Source organism: Providencia sp. 6390 (genome assembly GCF_058148425.1).
Genome location: NZ_JBYVYL010000003.1, coordinates 67,304 through 88,360, shown reverse-complemented (window position 1 = coordinate 88,360; position 21,057 = coordinate 67,304). Strand labels below are relative to the sequence as shown.

The window sequence follows — 21,057 nt, the reverse complement described above, 5'->3', positions numbered from 1 at the left end:
TCGTTTTATAAATGCAGGGAACGCGAAATGACTTATTATGCATAAGTTATTTGAAAAATAATATTTAATGAATTTATAGGTCTATTAAATTAATTTTGGATATATAAAACCTCATTAACTAAAAATGATAAATATCTTTATTGGAGTAAAGAATGATTGACTTTGATACAGTTTCGCCAGCAAAAAAAGAGAATAGCGATATTCATTTAAGAAACGTAGATTTGAACTTACTGACTGTTTTTGATGTTGTGATGCAAATGCAAAATGTGACTAAAGCTGCTCAGATACTAGGGATGTCTCAGCCAGCCGTGAGTAATGCTATCTCTCGTTTAAAATCAATGTATTGTGATGAGCTTTTTGTTCGCTGCGGACGAGGTATCCAACCAACATCGCGTGCTAAACAACTGTTTGGCTCTATTAGGCAGGCATTACAATTAATTCATAATGAATTACCTGGCGCATCTTTTGAGCCTCAATTGAGTGAAAGGGTGTTCAATTTAGCGATTTGTTCCCCCTTAGATACTCGTTTAGCCGCAATTGTTGTTGATGAATTCAAACAAGTATCACCAAATATTAATTTGGTTATTCATGGTTTCTTAGAAAATAACATTGAGCATAAACTAAAATATCAAGAAACAGATTTTTCGATAAGTTACAATAAGCTCGGGAAGAACGAGTATCAACATCAAATTATCTTTAATGATGAAGCGGTTTTAGTGGTTTCAAACAATCATCCACGTATTGATAATCACATCACAACTGAAGCGTTAGTAAATGAAAAACATGCCGTTATGTCTATGGATAATATAGGTTCATTTAGTCATTCCTATTATTCTAATACAGATTTATCACAAACGATTAGTTATCAAGGTATCAATTTAGATAGTGTACTTAACATTGTTTCACAAACTGACCTAGTGGCTATAGTTCCTAAGTGGTTGGTTGAGCAGTCAGCAAATAAATTCCAAGTTCGTATGGTTTCATTACCTTGGGCTGATAATTCGCGCCCATGTTATTTAACTTGGCACGAGTCAACGTCTCGAGATAAAGGGCATCAATGGATGAAATCACGAATTTGCCAGCTAATTATGGAATCATCGGTCTAGGTTTTCATAAAGCGATGTGATTGGCGAGAGGTGAGTAGTCACCACAGCTCAATGTCAAATGCTACAACTTGAAGTACGACGAGTATAACTCATCATAGTGAAACGCTATGATGAGTTTTGCTAAGTCAGCAACATTTGCAGAATATTTACATAATATCCCTTTCCTCGTTTCTTTTTAGTCTATACACTCCAAGTGTTCAGCTAACACATGTAAGCTGAAATAATTAACTTATGAAGCGTTTTGTGACTTTGCCGAATCACTTCAGTTAACAAATGTACTATAGGAAATACACCTTGATTACTGAAAATCTTTATCCATACCATCTGGTTAATCGCTTGCACAACAGGTTTAGTGCTGCTGAATCGGCAAGCCGGATAGCTTTCAGTCAATGGCATAATGGCCAACAGAGTGAATTGACATGGCAGGAAGTGGAACAACACTCTTCAGCGATTGCTCGTCGCCTCCTGTCTCTTAATGTTGCCATACAAGAAAACATTGGGTTATTTGCACATAATAGTATGAATTGGTCTCTCGTTGACCTTGCTGTCTTACAACTGAAAGCAGTGACTGTGCCGTTATATGCGACAAGCAGCTTAGAGCAAGCTGCTTATATTATTAACGATGCAAATATTCGTATTCTATTTGTCGGTGAACAAGAGCAATACCAAATCGCTTGCCAATTAAAATCACGTTGCCCACAACTTATTGCGGTTGTGGTGCTCAACAGTGATGTCGAATTATTAGAAAATGACGTTCCGTCATACTACTTATCTCATTTTATTGAGAAAGATACTGAGGAATATCAAGATGAGTTAAATCGTCGGGTTGCCGCGCATAACCTCAGCGATCTTTTTACTATTATCTATACATCCGGTACAACGGGTGAACCCAAAGGTGTCATGTTGGATTATTACAACATGGCAGCCCAGCTCTATCTGCATGATCAACGTTTGAAACTCACTTCGGATGATGTGTCGTTAAGTTTTCTACCGCTATCCCATGTTTTTGAACGTGCTTGGAGTTTTTATGTGATGCATACGGGCGCGCGCAATGTGTATCTAACTGATACCAATGCAGTGAGAGAAGCATTAGCAGATGTTAAACCAACGGTAATGTGTGCTGTACCTCGCTTTTATGAGAAAGTTTATAGTGCTGTGCAGGGTAAAGTTGTTAAAGCACCATTACCGCGCCGTTTATTGTTTAAATGGGCGCTCGCACAAGGTAAGAAAAAAACCAAAGCACTCGCGAAAGGGTCATCACTCTCTTTCATTAATAATGCGTTTTACAATGTGGCCGATAAACTTGTTCTAACGAAATTGCGTCAGCTACTTGGTGGACGTATCCGTTTTATGCCTGCAGCTGGGGCTCGTTTAGACGATGATGTGATTGCCTTCTTTTTAGCAGCAGGTATCAATATCAAGTACGGCTATGGGATGACAGAAACTTGCGCTACCGTTTCATGTTGGGAAGAAGGGCGCTATCCACTAGGCTCAATTGGTACACCATTATCATCTGTTGAAGTGCGCATTGGCGATAATAATGAAATTCAGGTTAAAGGGCCTGTTGTGATGAAAGGTTACTATAATCGCCCCCAAGAAACTGATGATACTTTCACCGCTGATGGCTGGTTAAAAACCGGCGATGCCGGTGAGGTCGATGCGCAAGGAAATTTATATATTACCGACCGTTTGAAAGATTTGATGAAAACATCAAATGGTAAATATATCGCTCCACAAATGATTGAAGGGGTATTAGGGCAGGATCAATTTATTGAGCACATTGCTGTGATTGCGGATGCGCGTAAATTTGTGTCTGCTTTAATTGTCCCTTGCTACGATTCGCTCGAGGAATATGCAAGGTCGATTAATTTAAAATATCGTGACCGACTTGAGTTGTTAAAAGATTCAAATATTGTGGCACTATTTGAAAGCCGTTTAAAGGATTTACAAAAAAACCTTGAACACTTCCATCAAGTTAAACGTTTTACGTTGCTTCCAGTCAATTTTTCCATGGAAAAAGGGGAGCTCACCCCAACACTAAAATTACGCCGCAAGATCATTTCAGAACGTTACCAAACTGAAATTGAATCAATGTATCGCGAGTAATTAAGCCGTAATGCCCTTCATTCGGCCGGATATGTTACATCATATCCGGCTACACTTCGCACTCTTTTTCACCTCATTATAGTGATACTTGCTAGTTTTCATTGCTATTTTAGTCAATCAAACCATTAATTGAGAAAGATGGAGTGAATGCGCTAAGTTGTCATCTTTGCTTAAGAAATGATGTTTGCGTCGTATTAATCTCAACGATATGTTAATAGCAGTCATATTTACAACAGAAGAAATGACAATAATTAAAAGGACTGTCATACCTCTGTTAACTTGCAAAAATAGTCTGGGGGCAAACTCATGGAGATGTTGTCGGGAGCAGAAATGGTCGTCAAGTCATTGATAGACCAGGGTGTAAAGCATGTATTTGGTTATCCAGGTGGTGCTGTTTTAGATATCTATGATGCACTTCATACCGTTGGTGGTGTAGATCATATATTGGTTCGTCACGAACAAGCCGCTGTGCATATGGCAGACGGATATGCTCGTTCAACAGGAGATGTGGGTGTTGTACTCGTCACATCTGGCCCTGGAGCGACAAATGCGATAACAGGTATTGCAACGGCATACATGGATTCTATTCCCTTGGTGATACTATCAGGGCAAGTTGCAAGCTCCCTTATTGGTAACGATGCATTCCAAGAATGTGACATGGTGGGGATATCACGTCCAATTGTAAAACATAGTTTTTTAGTTAAAAAAGCAGAAGATATTCCTGAAATCATCAAAAAAGCATTTTATATTGCTGCTAGTGGTCGTCCTGGCCCTGTGGTCATTGACTTACCGAAAGATACTGTCAGCCCTGCGCACAAGTATCCTTATCGCTATCCTGAAACGGTTTCTTTACGCTCTTACAACCCGACATTGCAAGGTCATAAAGGGCAAATCAAAAAAGCATTATCTAAGCTGATTGCTGCACAAAAACCGGTTTTCTATATTGGTGGTGGTGCGATTAATTCAAGTTGTTCACCTGAAATTTTAGCGTTAGCTGAAAAGTTGCAGCTTCCAGTGGTCTCTACATTAATGGGACTCGGAGCTTTCCCTGAAACGCACCATTTATCGGTTGGGATGTTAGGGATGCATGGGACTTATGAAGCGAATAAAGTCATGCATAACTCAGATGTGATTTTTGCGGTTGGGGTGCGTTTTGATGATAGAACCACCAATAACCTTGAAAAATATTGCCCTAATGCCACTGTAATTCAAATCGATGTTGACCCAACTTCCATTTCGAAAACAGTCAACACAGATATTCCGATTGTGGGTGATGCTAAATTAGCGCTTCAGCAAATACTCAGCCAATTAGATCAAGCTTCTGCAAAACAAAACACGCAAGCAATACAAGCGTGGTGGAAAGATATCGAGACATGGCGTGAGAAAAAATGCTTGAGTTATGAAACTAACAGCCAGAAAGTAAAACCACAGCAAGCGATTGAAGCTATCTACCGTTTAACGCAGGGAGATGCCTATGTGACATCAGATGTCGGCCAACATCAGATGTTTGCTGCATTATATTACCCATTTGATAAGCCACGTCGTTGGATCAACTCAGGTGGTTTAGGGACAATGGGTTTTGGTTTACCTGCTGCTCTTGGGGTTAAACTAGCACACCCACAATCTACCGTTATTTGTGTTACAGGTGATGGTAGTATTCAAATGAATATTCAAGAGCTGTCAACGGCATTGCAATATGGCCTACCCGTCATTGTATTGAACTTAAATAATGGCTTTTTAGGAATGGTTAAGCAGTGGCAAGACATGATTTATCAAGGGCGGCACTCACAATCTTATATGGAGTCATTGCCTGATTTTGTGAAGCTCGCTGAAGCTTACGGGCATGTCGGAATTTCTATTAGCTCTCCAGCTGAGTTGGATGAAAAGCTAAAACAAGCCTTGGTTGAAGTTAACGAAAACCAACGCTTAGTGTTTGTTGATATTAATGTTGATGAAACTGAGCATGTTTACCCAATGCAGATCCGTGGCGGTGCAATGGATGAAATGTGGCTGAGCAAAACGGAGAGGACCTGATCATGCGTCGTATTTTATCAGTTTTATTAGAAAACGAATCGGGTGCATTATCTCGAGTTATCGGGCTATTTTCTCAACGTGGTTATAATATTGAAAGCTTGACGGTGGCGCCGACAGACGATCCAACGCTGTCTCGAATGACCATTCAGACAAAAGGGGATGCCAAGGTTCTTGAGCAAATTGAAAAGCAATTACACAAACTAGTTGATGTGCTACGTGTTAGTGAATTGACTGCTTCAGCGCACATCGAACGTGAAATTATGTTAGTGAAACTGCAAGCGTCAGGTTACGGTCGTGATGAAATTAAACGTTGTTCAGATATTTTCCGTGGACAAATCGTTGATGTGACGCCAACGCTGTACACCGTTCAGCTCGCAGGTACAAGCGATAAACTGGATGCTTTTATCGAAGCAGTGCGCGGTGTTGCTGAAATTGTTGAAGTTGTACGCTCTGGCATCGTCGGTGTATCACGCGGTGATAAAATTATGCGATGAAAAATTTGTCAGCTGAAGGTAGAATGCAGTAATGTAAAGCCCCGAATTAATCGGGGCTTTACCCGTCAGTTGCTATTTTATATATGCTGTGGTTATCAGGGTCTGTAATATTAGCAGCATAATCAATGTATTGATTTTGGCTGAAACACACAAAGAGGTTAACGTGAAACTGGATGAAATAGCCCGTTTAGCAGGGGTTTCCCGCACAACGGCTAGTTATGTGATCAACGGCAAGGCCAAGCAGTATCGAGTCAGCGATAAAACTGTAGAAAAAGTGATGGCTGTTGTCAGAGAGCACAATTACCATCCAAATGCCGTAGCTGCTGGGCTACGCGCAGGGAGAACACGTTCGATAGGGTTAGTTATCCCTGATCTCGAAAATACGAGTTATACTCGCATTGCTAATTATCTTGAGCGTCAGGCGCGCCAACGGGGCTATCAGCTATTAATAGCCTGTTCTGAAGATCAGCCTGATAACGAAATTCGTTGCGTTGAACACCTTTTGCAGCGTCAAGTCGATGCGATTATTGTTTCAACAGCATTACCTCCTGAGCACCCTTTCTATCAACGTTGGGCGAATCGTTCGCTACCCATTATTGCACTTGATAGAGCGCTTGAAAAAGAACACTTCATTAGCGTGGTAGGTGATGATCAAGAAGATGCGCTGATGATTTCTGCTGAGCTGAGAAAATTTCCTGCGCAATCAGTATTATACCTTGGTGCTTTACCTGAGTTATCGGTCAGCTATTTACGTGAACAGGGTTTTCGTAAAGGTTGGGAAAGCGATGCTAGGAAAGTCAATTATCTGTATGCTAACAGTTATGAAAGAGCATCTGCGGCAGATGTGTTTGCAGAGTGGTTAGATAAAGGCAATTCGATGCCTGATGCTTTATTTACCACTTCATTTTCACTGTTGCAAGGTGTGCTCGATGTCGCATTGAAGCGTAATGGGCGTTTACCTGAACATATGGTGATTGCGACATTCGGTGATAGTGAGTTGCTTGATTTCCTTGGTTGCCCAGTGCTATCTCTTGCACAGCGCCATCGGGACATTGCTGAGCGTATTTTGGAGCTAGTTCTTGCAAGCTTAGATGAAAAGCAAAAACCTGATACAGGTATTACACGTATTCGTCGCGATTTATGTCGACGAGGTAGCTTAGGTCGCAAGGAATAATTATTTTTTAATTATTCTGGTTGAATACTGAGTGATATCGATCACATTTATGAGTATCATATTAGCCCCTATTCAAAAGGGGCTTTTTATTTCATGCTAAAAATAAGTAAATATTTAACTTTAGGAATATTCTTAATCGGATAAATCTAATTTATCGATGCGGAATAAAATTAAATAAAAAATTTAATTTAAGAATTCAGACTTAAATATAACATTTATCCTGAATTCATATTTGGATTAAAATACTGTTTATTAAAACAGTATTTTAATTTGTTGAAATTTATGACTTTTATTTTTCTGTGAGGCAGTTATCGAGAATATTTATAGTGATTAGATGTTCATGGTTAATTTGAAAGTAAAGAATCGGTTATCGGTAAGCTGATTAAAAATGAGACGTATGTAGGATATATCATCATTTGCCTGTTTTTTCGTCAGTAAAATAGAATTAAATAAACATTTACTGCCTTGTTGAAAATAAATGAGTTATATCAACCCGTTATTCATAATTTTATCTCCGAATTAGATTTTACCCTCTCTTATCTTTTCTGAATTGTTCTGTAAATAAAGCAAAAGCTAGGTGCATCTGGCTTGACAAGGTTTTCCTACCATTCGTAAACTTTATAAGTGGAGAATTGTGGGGTAAAGTGGGTAGACAGGAAATAAAGGGGTTTCACTAAGTATGTTTCGTGGGGCAACACTGGTAAATCTCGACAGCAAAGGGCGTCTTACCGTGCCTACCCGATATCGGGGAATGCTGAGCGAGGAATCACAGGGGCAGATGGTATGTACCATCGACCTCCACCAGCCATGCCTATTGCTTTACACTTTACCTGAGTGGGAAATTATTGAAGAAAAACTTTCTCGCTTATCAACCATGAACCCGGCAGAACGGCGTGTACAACGTCTGTTGCTAGGACATGCCAGTGAATGCCAAATGGATAATGCAGGGCGTCTTTTGCTAGCTAGTACGCTGCGTCAACATGCAGGGTTAACAAAAGAGGTCATGTTAGTCGGCCAAATAAATAAATTTGAACTTTGGGATGAACAGACTTGGTATCAGCAAGTTGAAGAAGATATTACTGCTGAAAAACAAACCCAAGAACCTCTGTCTGCCCGCTTACAGGATTTGTCACTATAAACATGACACAGCAGCAATTTAAACATGTAACAGTATTGCTTGATGAAGCAGTCAACGGCCTAAATATTAAGCCAAATGGTATCTATATCGATGGTACTTTTGGTCGTGGTGGTCACTCAAGGCTGATATTAAGTCAGTTAAATGAACAAGGGCGTTTGATTGCCATTGACCGTGACCCCGAAGCAATTAAAGCTGCTCAATTAATTGATGATCCACGCTTTATGATTAAACATGGCCCATTTTCTGCGATTGCGGATTATGTCGAAGAAGAAGGGTTAATTGGAAAAATCGATGGCGTCTTATTGGATCTTGGCGTGTCATCACCACAGTTGGATGATCCAGAGCGTGGTTTTTCGTTTATGCGTGATGGGCCTCTAGATATGCGAATGGATCCAACGAGGGGGCAATCAGCACAACAATGGTTGATGAATGCCGAAGCGGATGATATTGCGTGGGTGTTGAAAACGTTTGGTGAAGAACGTTTTGCAAAACGTATAGCCAGAGCCATTGTAGAACGTAATCATAACCCAGAAGAAGAGCCGCTAACACGTACTCGTCAACTGGCTGAGCTGGTCGCAAAAGTGAGTCCAATAAAAGATCGCCATAAGCATCCAGCGACGAGAAGCTTTCAAGCAATACGTATCTATATCAACAGTGAGTTAGAAGAGATAGAACAAGCATTAGAAGGCGCTGTGACTGTGCTAGCTCCTGAAGGGCGTTTATCTGTAATCAGTTTCCACTCACTGGAAGATAGGTTAGTAAAACGTTTTATTCGCCAAAACAGTAAAGGCCCAAGTGTGCCAGCAGGAATACCGCTAACTGAAGCGCAAATCAAAGAGCTAGGTGCTGCGAAGCTGCGTGAAGTAGGCAAAATGAAACCTTCTGGTGCTGAGGTTGATGAGAACCCAAGAGCACGCAGTTCTGTACTGCGTTTCGCACAGAGGATGGCGTAATGGTTCCAGAAAGGCATAGCCTAGGAAAAGTGATTGGGCGCGATCTTTTCCGTTATGGAATTATTCCTTTAATTTTACTGGCTGCGATTATTATCAGCGCTGTGTTTGTGGTGACCACTGCCCATGAAACACGTTTGCTTACAGCGGCAAAAGATAAGTTATATGAAGAAAAGGATGCGTTAGACATTGAATGGCGCAATTTGATCCTAGAAGAAAATGCGTTAGCTAGCCACAGCCGAGTAGAGCGATTGTCTGTGGATAAATTACAGATGGTTCATGTTGAGCCTTCTCAAGAAAATATCATTGTTTCTAAGCAGTAGATAAGGTTACGTGACGAATGAAAGCACCGAAGTCAGCTAAAAATAAGAAACAGGAAGAAAATACCAGCTTTGTCAGCTGGCGTTTTGCTTTGCTGTGTGGCTGTATTTTATTAGCTTTAGCTGGGCTGCTTGTACGTGTTGCCTATTTACAAATTATCGCGCCAGAAAAATTAGTGAAAGAGGGCGATATGCGCTCCCTACGGGTTCAGGAAGTGTCGACAGCTCGTGGTATGATCAGCGATAGAGAAGGGCGCCAATTAGCTGTCAGCGTTCCTGTGAACGCTATCTGGGCGGATCCTAAAGTGGTGTTTGAAAAAGGTGGCATTAACAATGATGAGCACTGGAAAGCACTTGCTGATGCACTTGAAATCCCATTAGAACAAATTACTGCAAAAATATCGGCCAATCCAAAAGGTCGTTTTGTGTATCTTGCTCGCCAAGTGAATCCATCAATTGGTGAATATATTTCTAAATTGAAAGTTCCTGGTATTTATTTACGCAAAGAATCGCGCCGCTATTATCCTTCAGGCCCTGTCACTGCGCATCTAATTGGCGTAACGAATATTGATGGTGAAGGAATTGAAGGTGTTGAAAAGAGCTTTGAGCGTTGGTTAAAAGGCTCTCCGGGTGAACGCACTGTTCGTAAAGATCGTAATGGCCGTGTTATCGAAACCGTTTCATCTGTAGATAGTCAAGCAGCTCATAACTTAGTATTGAGTATTGATGAACGTATTCAATCTATCGTTTACCGTGAATTGACCAAAGGTGTGCAAGAAAATAACGCTGAATCAGGGGTTGCTATCTTAGTTGATGTGCATACGGGGGAAATTTTAGCGATGGCGAATAGCCCATCTTATAACCCTAATAATTTGGCTGGTACTCCAATGGATGCTATGCGTAACCGAGCTATCACCGATATTTTTGAACCGGGTTCAACGGTAAAACCGTTAGTGGTAATGAGTGCGCTCAATAATCACATTATCAAAGAAAATACCGTATTAAATACCTACCCATATCGGATCAGCGGTCATGAAATTAAGGATGTTGCCCGTTATGCAGAGTTATCAATTACAGGTATTTTACAGAAGTCGAGTAACGTTGGTGTTTCAAAACTGGCGTTAGCGATGCCTGCCACAGAGTTGGTGGATGTGTATAGCCGCTTTGGGTTTGGCAAGCCGACTAATCTGGGGTTAGTCGGGGAAAGTAGTGGTATCTTTCCAAGTAAAAAAACACGGTGGTCTGATTTAGATAGGGCCACCTTTTCTTTTGGGTATGGGCAAATGGTGACACCACTACAGTTAGCCCGTGCCTATGCAACAATCGGCAGTTTTGGGATCTATCGTCCACTTTCCATCACGAAAGTGGATCCACCTGTACCGGGAGCGCGAGTATTCCCTGAACAAACAATGCGTACAGTGGTGCATATGATGGAAAGTGTTGCTCTGCCAGGAGGCGGGGGAACGCGTGCTGCTATTAAAGGTTACCGTATCGCTATTAAAACAGGGACCGCGAAAAAAGTCGGACCGGAAGGGCGTTACATTAACCAATATATTGCCTATACAGCAGGTGTTGCGCCTGCAAGTAACCCACGCTATGCACTTGTCGTTCTTATTAATGAACCTAAAGCGGGTAAATATTATGGTGGTGCGGTATCCGCACCTGTATTCGGTTCAATCATGGGCGGTGTATTACGCATGATGAACATAGAGCCCGATGCATTACAGCCGGACGACAAAAACGACATAGTGATCAACAAAAAAGAGGTTAAAAGTGGCAGATCGTAATCTTTGTGATCTTCTTTCGCCATTTGGCGTGAGCACAACAAATATCTCATTACGTGAGATGACGTTAGACAGCCGCAAAGCAGCGGCTGGTGATCTGTTTATTGCCATTAAAGGTCATCAATCAGATGGTCGACATTATATTTCTCAAGCGATCGCACAAGGGGTCGCTGCGGTAGTTGCTGAGGCGGCGGGAGAAGCTGCTGAAGGTGAAATTCGTTATGTACATGGTGTTCCCGTTGTTTACCTAAATGATTTGAATAATCGCCTCTCTGCGTTAGCGGGAGAGTTTTACCAGCACCCAGCCGCAAAAATGAAATTGGTTGGTGTGACAGGAACAAATGGTAAAACCACAACCACCCAATTGATTGCTCAGTGGGCGCAAGGGTTAGGTGAAACGAGTGCTGTCATGGGAACAGTCGGTAATGGTTTGTTAGGGCAAGTTGCTCCAAGTGAAAATACCACAGGTTCAGCTGTTGATATTCAAGTTGAGTTAACTCAGCTGTTAAAACATCAAGCGACGTTGACCGCAATGGAAGTCTCTTCACATGGTTTGATCCAAGGTCGAGTGGCTGCACTACCTTTCGATGCAGCGGTATTTACTAACCTTAGCCGTGACCATTTAGATTACCATGGTGATATGGAAAACTATGAGGCGGCTAAATGGTTGCTATTTTCCACTCATCAAACCAAAGCTCAAATTATTAATGCCGATGATGTTGTTGGTCTGAAATGGCTCCAACGTCTACCGCAAGCTTGTGCAGTTTCGATGGAACAACGCATTCCAGCACAATGGCAAGGGCCTTGGCTACAAACAACAGCAGTTGAGTATCATGATCGCGGTGCAACCATTCACTTCACATCATCATGGGGTGACGGGGTGCTAGAAAGCCCGTTAATGGGAGCATTTAATGTCAGTAACCTGTTATTAGCCATGGCAACATTGTTAATGATGGATTACCCATTAGCGCAATTATTAGGTGCCTCTTCTTCATTATCTCCCGTTTGTGGTCGGATGGAAGTGTTTAGCGCACCGCACAAACCAACGGTAGTTGTCGATTATGCACACACACCAGATGCGTTGGAAAAAGCATTAGCGGCAGCGCGTTTACACTGTAAAGGACAGCTATGGTGTGTGTTTGGCTGTGGTGGTGATCGTGATAAAGGCAAACGTCCGTTGATGGGTGCGGCAGCAGAAGAGTGGGCAGATAAAGTGGTGATCACTGATGACAACCCACGCAGTGAAGAGCCAATGGATATTATTAACGACATCATGGCAGGCATTTTAGATTCTAGTCGTGTATTGGCGATCCCTGGTCGTGCTGAAGCTGTCACTAGTAGCATTATGCAAGCCAACGCTGACGACGTCATCGTCATCGCAGGTAAAGGCCATGAAGATTACCAAATCATTGGTCACCGTCGTTTAGATTATTCAGACCGTCTTACCGTTGCTCGGTTATTGGGGGTGGTAGCATGATCCCTTTAACGCTAACTCAGCTCGCTGATGTGACTTCTGGGCGCTTATATCGTACTGAAGGGCTTGATGCCTCGACATTGTCGTTAAATGAAGTGAGTACTGACAGTCGTAAAATCAGTAAAAATTGCCTGTTTATCGCTTTAAAAGGTGATCGTTTCGACGCTCATGATTTTGTTGAATCAGTTGTTGAAAGTGGCGCAACGGCACTGTTAGTGGATCGTGAGCTTGATGTGCAATGCCCACAAGTGATTGTGAGTGACACTCGCCTTGCTATGGGGCAACTTGCCGCATGGGTCCGTCAACAAAGCCAAGCTAAAGTTGTTGGTTTAACGGGATCTTCGGGCAAAACATCAGTTAAAGAAATGACTGCATCGATTTTATCTGAGCGTGGCAAAACACTGTATACCGCTGGTAACTTGAATAATGATGTTGGTGTGCCATTAACACTATTTAGACTCACTAATGAGTATGATTACGCTGTTATTGAAATGGGTGCTAATCATCCAAACGAAATCGCGTATACCACTAATATTGTTAAGCCTCAGACGGCGCTGGTGAATAACTTATTTGCTGCGCATTTAGCTGGTTTTGGTTCTCCTGAAGGGGTAGCTCGTGCGAAAGGTGAAATTTATCAAGGTATTCCTGAAGAAGGCACGGCAATTGTTAACCTTGATAGCTGCTCTGAACAATGGCATTTTCAACCGCGCCAGACTGTTTGGTATTACTCACTAACAGCACAAGATAACGCTGATTTTTATCCAACAGATATTGAAATCAAACAGTTAACCACGAATTTTACACTACATACGCCAGTTGGGCAGGTAGCGATCACTTTACCTTTGCCGGGGATGCATAATATTGCTAACGTTCTGGCCGCGAGTGCATTAGCTATTTCAGTCGGTGCTACGTTAGAAGATATTCGTCGTGGTTTAGCGACGACAAAAGCGGTACCGGGGCGTTTGTATCCGGTACAGCTGAGCGATATGAAAGTTGTTTTAGATGACACATATAACGCAAATGATGGCTCAATGATTGCAGCAATCAACGTTTTGGCTAAAATGCCCGGCTATCGCATCTTTGTAGCAGGGGATATGGGCGAACTCGGCGATTATGCACAAGATTGTCATCAACGTGTTGGCATAGCAGCAAAAAATGCAGGTCTGGATAAAGTACTGACAGTCGGTACGTTGAGTGAGTTGATCAGTCAGTCCAGCGAATGTGGTGAGCACTTTGCATTCAAAAAAGATTTATTAACCCGACTAATTCCGCTAGTTCAGCAGAATGAGGTTGTTTCTATTTTAGTTAAAGGTTCACGCAGCTCCGCGATGGAAGATGTTGTGAATGCATTGAAGGAGTGCTTTGCATGTTAGTTTGGCTTGCCGAAATATTGGTGCATCATTTTTCTGTCTTTAACGTCTTCTCCTATTTGACGTTTAGAGCCATTGTCGGTTTGCTGACAGCACTCGCCATTGCGTTGTGGATGGGGCCTCGTTTAATCGCCTATTTACAAAAAATGCAGATTGGCCAAGTTGTACGTGAAGTTGGCCCTGAATCTCACTTTAGTAAGCGCGGTACGCCAACGATGGGCGGGATCCTGATCCTATTTTCAATCAGCATTTCCGTATTACTGTGGGCGCGTTTAGATAACCCTTACGTTTGGTGCGTGTTATTGGTACTCGTAGGTTACGGTCTGGTTGGCTTTGCTGACGACTACTTGAAAGTGGTGCGTAAAAATAGCCGGGGTTTGATTGCTCGCTGGAAATACTTTTGGCAATCCGTCATCGCATTAGTAGTTGCATTTTCAATGTATGCGGTAGGCAATGATACGCCAGCAACACAGTTGGTGGTGCCATTCTTTAAAGATGTCATGCCACAGCTTGGTATGCTCTATATCTTGTTGGCTTACTTTGTGATTGTTGGCACCAGTAATGCTGTGAACCTAACCGATGGCCTCGATGGGTTAGCTATCATGCCAACAGTATTTGTTGCTGCCGGTTTTGCATTAGTGGCATGGGCAACCGGTAACGTTAATTTTGCGAGTTACTTACATATTCCATTTTTACCTCATGCAGGTGAGCTAGTTATTGTGTGTACTGCCATTGTGGGTGCTGGACTCGGTTTTCTCTGGTTTAACACTTATCCTGCGCAAGTGTTTATGGGTGATGTTGGCTCATTGGCATTGGGTGGCGCTTTAGGTACGATCGCCGTTTTGCTGCGTCAAGAATTCTTATTAGTGATTATGGGCGGCGTATTCGTCGTTGAAACATTATCAGTGATCTTGCAAGTCGGGTCTTTCAAATTACGTGGACAGCGTATATTTCGTATGGCGCCAATTCATCATCACTATGAGTTGAAAGGCTGGCCTGAACCACGCGTTATTGTGCGTTTTTGGATTATTTCTTTGATGCTAGTCCTTATTGGTCTGGCAACATTAAAGGTGCGTTAAGATGGGGCATTCACAGGGTAAACAGTATCAGGGTAAGAAAGTGACCATTATCGGGTTAGGCCTAACCGGTCTGTCCTGTGTGGACTTTTTCCTCGCACAAGGTGTTATTCCGCGTGTGATGGATACCCGTGTTACCCCTCCAGGTGTTGAACAACTACCTGAACATGTTGAGTGTCATCGCGGTGGCTTGAATAATCAGTGGTTGCAAGAGTCTGACTTAATTGTTGCGAGCCCGGGCGTTGCATTGGCAACGCCTGAATTACAACAAGCGGCTAATAACGGAATAGAGATTGTTGGTGATATAGAACTGTTTTGCCGTGAAGCAGACGCACCTATTATTGCTATCACAGGTTCTAATGGCAAAAGTACAGTGACTTCTTTAGTGGGTGAAATGGCTAAAGCAGCTGGGGTCTCTGTTGGTGTCGGCGGCAATATTGGTATCCCTGCGTTGTCATTGCTTAATCAAGGCCACCAACTGTATGTGTTAGAGCTCTCTAGCTTCCAATTGGAAACTACATCCAGTTTGCAAGCACTTGCTGCAACTGTGTTGAATGTGACTGAAGACCATATGGATCGCTATCCACTGGGGTTAGAGCAATATCGGGAAGCTAAGTTGCGAATTTATCACAACGCACAACATTGTGTTGTGAACGCACAAGATCCATTGACGTTTCCTGCTGAGGGTGACAGCGGTGCTTGCATTAGCTTTGGTGTGGACAGCGGTGATTATGATTTCGATTCACAAGATCGTACTTTGCTCGTCAAAGGTAAAACACTGCTGAATGTTGATGAATTGCATTTAACAGGGCAACACAATTATACCAATGCGTTGGCAGCTCTTGCATTAGCGGATATTGCTGGCATTGATCGCGATGCAAGCTTACGTGTATTGAAAAATTATGCAGGCTTAGTGCACCGTTTCCAACTGGTGTTATTGAATAATGGTGTTCGTTGGATAAATGACTCCAAAGCCACTAATGTGGGAAGCACTGAAGCTGCTCTTAATGGCTTAAAGGTTGACGGCACATTGCATTTATTATTGGGGGGAGATGGAAAATCAGCTGATTTTTCGCCATTAAAGCCCTATTTAGCGCAAAATAATGTGCGTTTGTATTGTTTCGGTCGTGATGGTAAACAACTTGCACAGTTAGAACCGAATAAATCCGTTCTTACTGAAACCATGGAACAAAGTATGCGTTACTTGGCACCACACCTTAAAGCAGGCGATATGGTATTACTGTCGCCAGCTTGCGCTAGCATCGATCAGTTTAAAAACTTTGAGCAGCGTGGTGTGATTTTTGCTCAGTTAGCGAAGGAGCTAGGCTGATGACCATACCGGGTGCGATGCGCTTAAAAAATTGGATTATAGGTGAAAAGAGCGGGGTTATTTCAGGCTCTACACTTTACGATCGCACATTAGTATGGCTAGCATTTGGTCTTGCTGCTATTGGTTTTGTGATGGTGACATCTGCTTCAATGCCTGTTGGTCAGCGACTCACTGATGATCCGTTTTATTTTGCAAAGCGTGATGTCGTTTATCTTGTGGTTGCCTTCATTTTAGCACTAGGTGTTATGCGAGTGTCGATGGCGACATGGGAAAAATACAGCTTTGTTTTGTTGATGGGTGCTTTAGCAATGCTAGCTGTTGTGCTGGTTGCTGGTAGTTCTGTCAACGGCGCATCGAGGTGGATTGATGTTGGAATTGTTAAAATTCAGCCAGCGGAAATCTCGAAATTTGCGCTGTTTTGCTATGTATCTAGTTACTTAGTGAGAAAGTCAGAAGAAGTCAGAACTCGCTTCCTTGGTTTTGTTAAACCAATGTGTATCCTGATCATGATGGCATCATTATTACTGCTACAGCCTGATTTAGGTACGGTGATCGTGCTGGTCGTCACCACGCTTGGTTTGTTATTCCTTGCAGGTGCCAGATTGGCACCTTTTATTATCGGGATTGCGACCTGTGTCGTTGGTGTTTTGGCATTGATTTGGTTTGAGCCATACCGCTTACGTCGAGTGACCTCATTTTTGAACCCATGGGAAGATCCTTTTGGGAGTGGTTATCAGTTAACACAGTCTTTGATGGCATTTGGTCGTGGTGAAGTATTAGGCCAAGGTTTAGGTAACTCAGTGCAAAAACTAGAGTATCTACCAGAAGCACATACTGACTTTATTTTTTCTGTACTCGCTGAAGAGCTTGGCTATGTGGGGGTCGTGCTCGTTTTGTTGATGGTATTTATGTTGGCATTTAGAGCGATGATGATTGGTCGCCGTGCTTTATTAGCAAAACAATTATTTGCGGGCTATCTCGCTTGCTCTATCGGTATTTGGTTTACCTTTCAGGCACTCGTCAATGTGGGCGCTGCCGCCGGTATGCTACCAACGAAAGGGTTAACATTGCCATTAATTAGTTATGGTGGCTCCAGTTTATTAGTGATGTCCGCCGCGATTGCTGTTTTATTACGTGTCGATTTTGAAACGCGTCTGGAAAAAGCACAGGCGTTTGTGAGGAGTGTTAAATGAGTCGAGCAAAAAGATTATTAGTCATGGCGGGTGGTACTGGGGGACATGTTTTCCCGGGGTTGGCCGTGGCGCATTATTTGCAGGCTCAAGGCTGGGAAATCCGCTGGTTAGGAACCGCCGATCGTATGGAAGCCACATTAGTTCCTCAACATGGCATTGAAATAGAGTTTATCCGTATTTCAGGTCTGAGAGGCAAAGGTGTGATGGCATTGGCTGCAGCACCTTGGCGGATCTGTAAGGCGGTAGGTCAAGCAAAAGCAATTATTAAACAATATCAACCTGATGCTGTGTTAGGTATGGGGGGATATGTTTCTGGGCCGGGCGGTATCGCTGCATGGTTATCAGGTGTACCTGTTGTTTTGCATGAGCAAAATGGTATTGCAGGTTTAACCAATAAATGGTTATCCAAGATCGCTAAGCGTGTATTGCAAGCATTTCCCGGTGCATTTCCTCATGCTCCTGTTGTTGGAAATCCAGTTCGAAAAGATGTGCTAGCTCTTCCTCTTCCAGAAGAAAGATTATCAGATCGCGATGATAAAATACGCATATTGGTAGTGGGAGGCAGCCAAGGTGCTCGTATTTTGAATCAAGTTATGCCAAAAATTGCTGAAAAAGTAAGCAAACAGTTAAATATATGGCATCAAGCAGGAAAAGGAAGTAAGGAATCTACAGAAGCGTTGTATAATGAAAGCCTAAAAAATTCAGTTAATTCCGAGTTTAAAGTTACTGAGTTTATCGATGATATGGCTCAAGCTTACGCATGGGCTGATATTGTTATATGTCGTTCAGGCGCCTTGACGGTCAGTGAAATTGCAGCGGCGGGTTTACCCGCAATTTTTGTGCCTTTTCAGCACAAAGACCGTCAGCAGTATTGGAACGCACTACCACTCGAAAAAGCGGGTGCAGCCAAAATACTTGAACAACCCCAGTTTACAGCGGATAACGTTGCTGTTTTGCTAGAACAATGGGACAGAGAAGAATTGTTGTCGATGGCCAAAAAAGCTCGAGCATGTGCAATCACTGATGCGACCGAACGTGTGGCTGCCGTGATCTGCGAAGTGGCGAAGTAATCATCGGTAAGTGGTATTGGTTCAGAATTAACAGAAGCGAAGACATATAGTGAATACACAACAGTTGGCGAAATTAAGAACGTCCGTGCCAGAAATGAGAAGAGTCAGGCACATCCATTTTGTCGGTATTGGTGGTGCTGGCATGGGTGGTATCGCCGAAGTGTTGGCAAATGAAGGGTATCAAATTAGTGGTTCTGATTTAGCGCCAAACGCGGTCACTCAGCAACTGACGTCTTTAGGGGCAACAATCTATTTTAATCATCGCCCTGAGAATGTTGAAGATGCCAGCGTGGTTGTGGTTTCAACTGCGATTTCAGCAGAGAACCCTGAAATCCAAGCGGCACATGAACTGCGTATTCCGGTTATTCGCCGCGCTGAAATGTTGGCTGAATTGATGCGCTACCGCCATGGAATTGCTGTTGCAGGCACCCACGGTAAGACTACGACTACTGCAATGATTTCAGGAATTTATGCTCAAGCAGGCTTAGATCCTACATTTGTTAATGGTGGCTTAGTCAAATCAGCGGGTACACACGCACGTTTAGGTAGTAGCCGCTATTTAATCGCAGAGGCTGATGAAAGCGATGCTTCATTTTTACATTTGCAGCCATTGGTTGCGGTAGTGACGAATATTGAAGCGGACCATATGGATACATATCAAGGTAACTTTGAGACCTTGAAAGATACTTTTATTAACTTTCTGCATAACTTGCCATTCTATGGCCGTGCAGTGATGTGTATCGATGATCCTGTGATCCGTTCATTGCTACCACGCGTTAGCCGCTATGTAACGACGTATGGTTTTAGCGAAGATGCTGATGTACGTATTGTGAAGTATGAACAAAAAGGGAATCAAGGTTTCTTTACTATCGCACGTGAGAATATGCCTGAGCTAACGGTGGTACTGAATGCACCGGGTCGCCATAACGCATTAAATGCGACAGCGGCAGTTGCGGTAGCAACTGAAGAAGGCATTGATGACCAACATATTTTATCGGCGTTAGTTGAGTTCCAAGGTACAGGGCGTCGTTTTGATTTTCTGGGTAACTATTCACTTCGCCATGTAAACGGCAAAGAGGGTGAAGTGATGTTGGTGGATGATTATGGTCACCATCCAACAGAAGTGGATGCCACGATTAAAGCAGCAAGAGCGGGTTGGCCTGATAAGCGCATTGTGATGGTATTTCAGCCACATCGCTATTCACGTACTCGTGACTTGTATGATGATTTTGCCCATGTGCTCAATCAGGTCGATGTGTTGCTGATGTTAGAAGTTTACCCAGCAGGGGAAAAACCTGTGCCAGGCGCTGATAGCCGCTCATTATGCCGTACTATTCGTGGTCGTGGGCAGCTTGACCCAATTTATGTAGCAGAGCCTGAGCAAGTCGCACAAATTCTATCTCAAGCACTTGAGCCAAACGATTTAATTTTAGTACAAGGTGCTGGAAATATTGGTAAAATAGCGCGTAACCTTGCAGAAACTAAATTACAGCCACCAATGGTAGAGGAGTAATTTCATGACTGAGAAAGTTGCAGTTTTATTTGGTGGCACCTCTGCTGAACGTGAAGTCTCTCTGCAATCAGGAAATGCGGTACTTAAAGGGTTACGTGAAGCGGGGATTGATGCACATGCGGTTGATCCTAAAGATTTTCCAGCAGTAACCTTAAAAGAAGCTGGATTTGATAAAGTCTTTATAGCATTGCATGGGCGAGGTGGTGAAGATGGAACTATCCAAGGGTTGCTCGAGTTTTTAGAGCTTCCATACACAGGCAGCGGTGTTATGGCGTCTGCATTGAGTATGGATAAATTAAGAACCAAGCAATTATGGGAAGGTGCAGGTTTATCTGTATCTCCTTACGTTTCTTTAAACAAAACTGAGTTTAATTCACTAACAAAGTTACAAATTGAAGAATTTGTGGGACATCTCGGACTTCCCCTTATTGTCAAACCGAGCTTGGAAGGGTCAAGTGTAGGTATGAGTAAAGTGGATAGTTTAGATGATATATCAGCTGCGTTGGAATTGGCATTTCGTTTCGATGAAACGGTGTTGATTGAAAAATGGTTAAGTGGTCCTGAATACACCGTCGCAATATTGGGCGAACAGGCTTTACCATCAATTCGTATCCAACCACCGGGTATCTTTTACGATTACGAAGCAAAATATTTGTCTGATGAAACACAATACTTTTGTCCAAGTGGTTTGAGTAATGAATTAGAAGCAGACTTGTTACAGTTGGCGATGCGCGCTTATCAAGCGGTTGGTTGCAATGGCTGGGGGCGAGTAGATGTGATGCAAGATAGCGACGGTCAGTTTTATTTACTAGAGGTAAATACCTCTCCAGGCATGACCAGCCATAGCTTAGTGCCAATGGCAGCGCGTCAAGCAGGTATGAATTTTTCGCAGTTGGTAGTACGTATTTTGGAATTGGCTAACTGA

At 42.8% G+C, this 21,057-nt stretch carries 17 protein-coding genes; all 17 read left to right on the top strand.

What is annotated here, in order from left to right:
- Positions 1-152 precede the first annotated feature (152 nt).
- The 17 genes from leuO (at position 153) to AC3Z9T_RS07715 (ending at position 21,057) form a co-directional block, all read left to right on the top strand.
- Positions 153-1,106 carry a transcriptional regulator LeuO gene (gene leuO / locus AC3Z9T_RS07795; protein WP_490125630.1) on the top strand — a complete coding sequence of 318 codons (954 nt, stop codon included), beginning with the start codon at positions 153-155 and terminating at the stop codon, positions 1,104-1,106.
- A 273-nt stretch (positions 1,107-1,379) separates the two neighbouring features.
- Positions 1,380-3,212, top strand: a complete 1,833-nt coding sequence (locus AC3Z9T_RS07790) for an AMP-dependent synthetase/ligase (RefSeq protein ID WP_490125629.1) — start codon at positions 1,380-1,382, stop codon at positions 3,210-3,212.
- A 306-nt stretch (positions 3,213-3,518) separates the two neighbouring features.
- A complete protein-coding gene (gene ilvI, locus AC3Z9T_RS07785) occupies positions 3,519-5,246 on the top strand; it encodes an acetolactate synthase 3 large subunit (protein WP_490125628.1) in 1,728 nt (575 codons plus the stop codon).
- A 2-nt stretch (positions 5,247-5,248) separates the two neighbouring features.
- Positions 5,249-5,740, top strand: a complete 492-nt coding sequence (ilvN, locus tag AC3Z9T_RS07780; protein ID WP_068445711.1) for an acetolactate synthase small subunit — start codon at positions 5,249-5,251, stop codon at positions 5,738-5,740.
- Between the two features lie 163 nt (positions 5,741-5,903).
- Positions 5,904-6,914: a catabolite repressor/activator gene (gene cra, locus AC3Z9T_RS07775; protein ID WP_490125627.1), complete on the top strand. Its 1,011-nt coding sequence runs from the start codon at positions 5,904-5,906 to the stop codon at positions 6,912-6,914.
- A 679-nt stretch (positions 6,915-7,593) separates the two neighbouring features.
- Positions 7,594-8,052, top strand: a complete 459-nt coding sequence (gene mraZ, locus AC3Z9T_RS07770) for a division/cell wall cluster transcriptional repressor MraZ (RefSeq protein WP_490125626.1) — start codon at positions 7,594-7,596, stop codon at positions 8,050-8,052.
- A gap of 2 nt (positions 8,053-8,054) precedes the next feature.
- Positions 8,055-9,005 (top strand): 16S rRNA (cytosine(1402)-N(4))-methyltransferase RsmH, encoded by a 951-nt coding sequence (rsmH, locus tag AC3Z9T_RS07765; RefSeq protein WP_490125625.1) that lies wholly within the window; start codon positions 8,055-8,057, stop codon positions 9,003-9,005.
- On the top strand, positions 9,005-9,325 hold the full coding sequence (gene ftsL / locus AC3Z9T_RS07760) for a cell division protein FtsL (RefSeq protein ID WP_490125624.1): 321 nt from the start codon (positions 9,005-9,007) through the stop codon (positions 9,323-9,325). Before rsmH ends, ftsL begins: the two co-directional genes overlap by 1 nt.
- 17 nt (positions 9,326-9,342) lie before the next feature.
- Positions 9,343-11,109 (top strand): peptidoglycan glycosyltransferase FtsI, encoded by a 1,767-nt coding sequence (ftsI, locus tag AC3Z9T_RS07755; RefSeq protein ID WP_490125623.1) that lies wholly within the window; start codon positions 9,343-9,345, stop codon positions 11,107-11,109.
- Entirely contained in the window at positions 11,096-12,583 is a 1,488-nt protein-coding gene (murE, locus tag AC3Z9T_RS07750; protein WP_490125622.1) for a UDP-N-acetylmuramoyl-L-alanyl-D-glutamate--2,6-diaminopimelate ligase, read from the top strand. Before ftsI ends, murE begins: the two co-directional genes overlap by 14 nt.
- Positions 12,580-13,953: a UDP-N-acetylmuramoyl-tripeptide--D-alanyl-D-alanine ligase gene (gene murF / locus AC3Z9T_RS07745; RefSeq protein WP_490125621.1), complete on the top strand. Its 1,374-nt coding sequence runs from the start codon at positions 12,580-12,582 to the stop codon at positions 13,951-13,953. Before murE ends, murF begins: the two co-directional genes overlap by 4 nt.
- Positions 13,947-15,029, top strand: a complete 1,083-nt coding sequence (mraY, locus tag AC3Z9T_RS07740) for a phospho-N-acetylmuramoyl-pentapeptide-transferase (RefSeq protein ID WP_490125620.1) — start codon at positions 13,947-13,949, stop codon at positions 15,027-15,029. Before murF ends, mraY begins: the two co-directional genes overlap by 7 nt.
- 1 nt (position 15,030) lies before the next feature.
- Positions 15,031-16,356: a UDP-N-acetylmuramoyl-L-alanine--D-glutamate ligase gene (gene murD, locus AC3Z9T_RS07735; RefSeq protein ID WP_490125619.1), complete on the top strand. Its 1,326-nt coding sequence runs from the start codon at positions 15,031-15,033 to the stop codon at positions 16,354-16,356.
- Entirely contained in the window at positions 16,356-17,549 is a 1,194-nt protein-coding gene (gene ftsW, locus AC3Z9T_RS07730) for a cell division protein FtsW (RefSeq protein WP_490125618.1), read from the top strand. The genes murD and ftsW overlap by 1 nt, the downstream gene beginning before the upstream one ends.
- Entirely contained in the window at positions 17,546-18,619 is a 1,074-nt protein-coding gene (murG, locus tag AC3Z9T_RS07725; protein WP_490125617.1) for an undecaprenyldiphospho-muramoylpentapeptide beta-N-acetylglucosaminyltransferase, read from the top strand. Before ftsW ends, murG begins: the two co-directional genes overlap by 4 nt.
- A gap of 94 nt (positions 18,620-18,713) precedes the next feature.
- Entirely contained in the window at positions 18,714-20,132 is a 1,419-nt protein-coding gene (gene murC / locus AC3Z9T_RS07720; protein WP_490125905.1) for a UDP-N-acetylmuramate--L-alanine ligase, read from the top strand.
- Positions 20,133-20,136: 4 nt separating this feature from the next.
- Positions 20,137-21,057 carry a D-alanine--D-alanine ligase gene (locus tag AC3Z9T_RS07715; protein ID WP_490125616.1) on the top strand — a complete coding sequence of 307 codons (921 nt, stop codon included), beginning with the start codon at positions 20,137-20,139 and terminating at the stop codon, positions 21,055-21,057.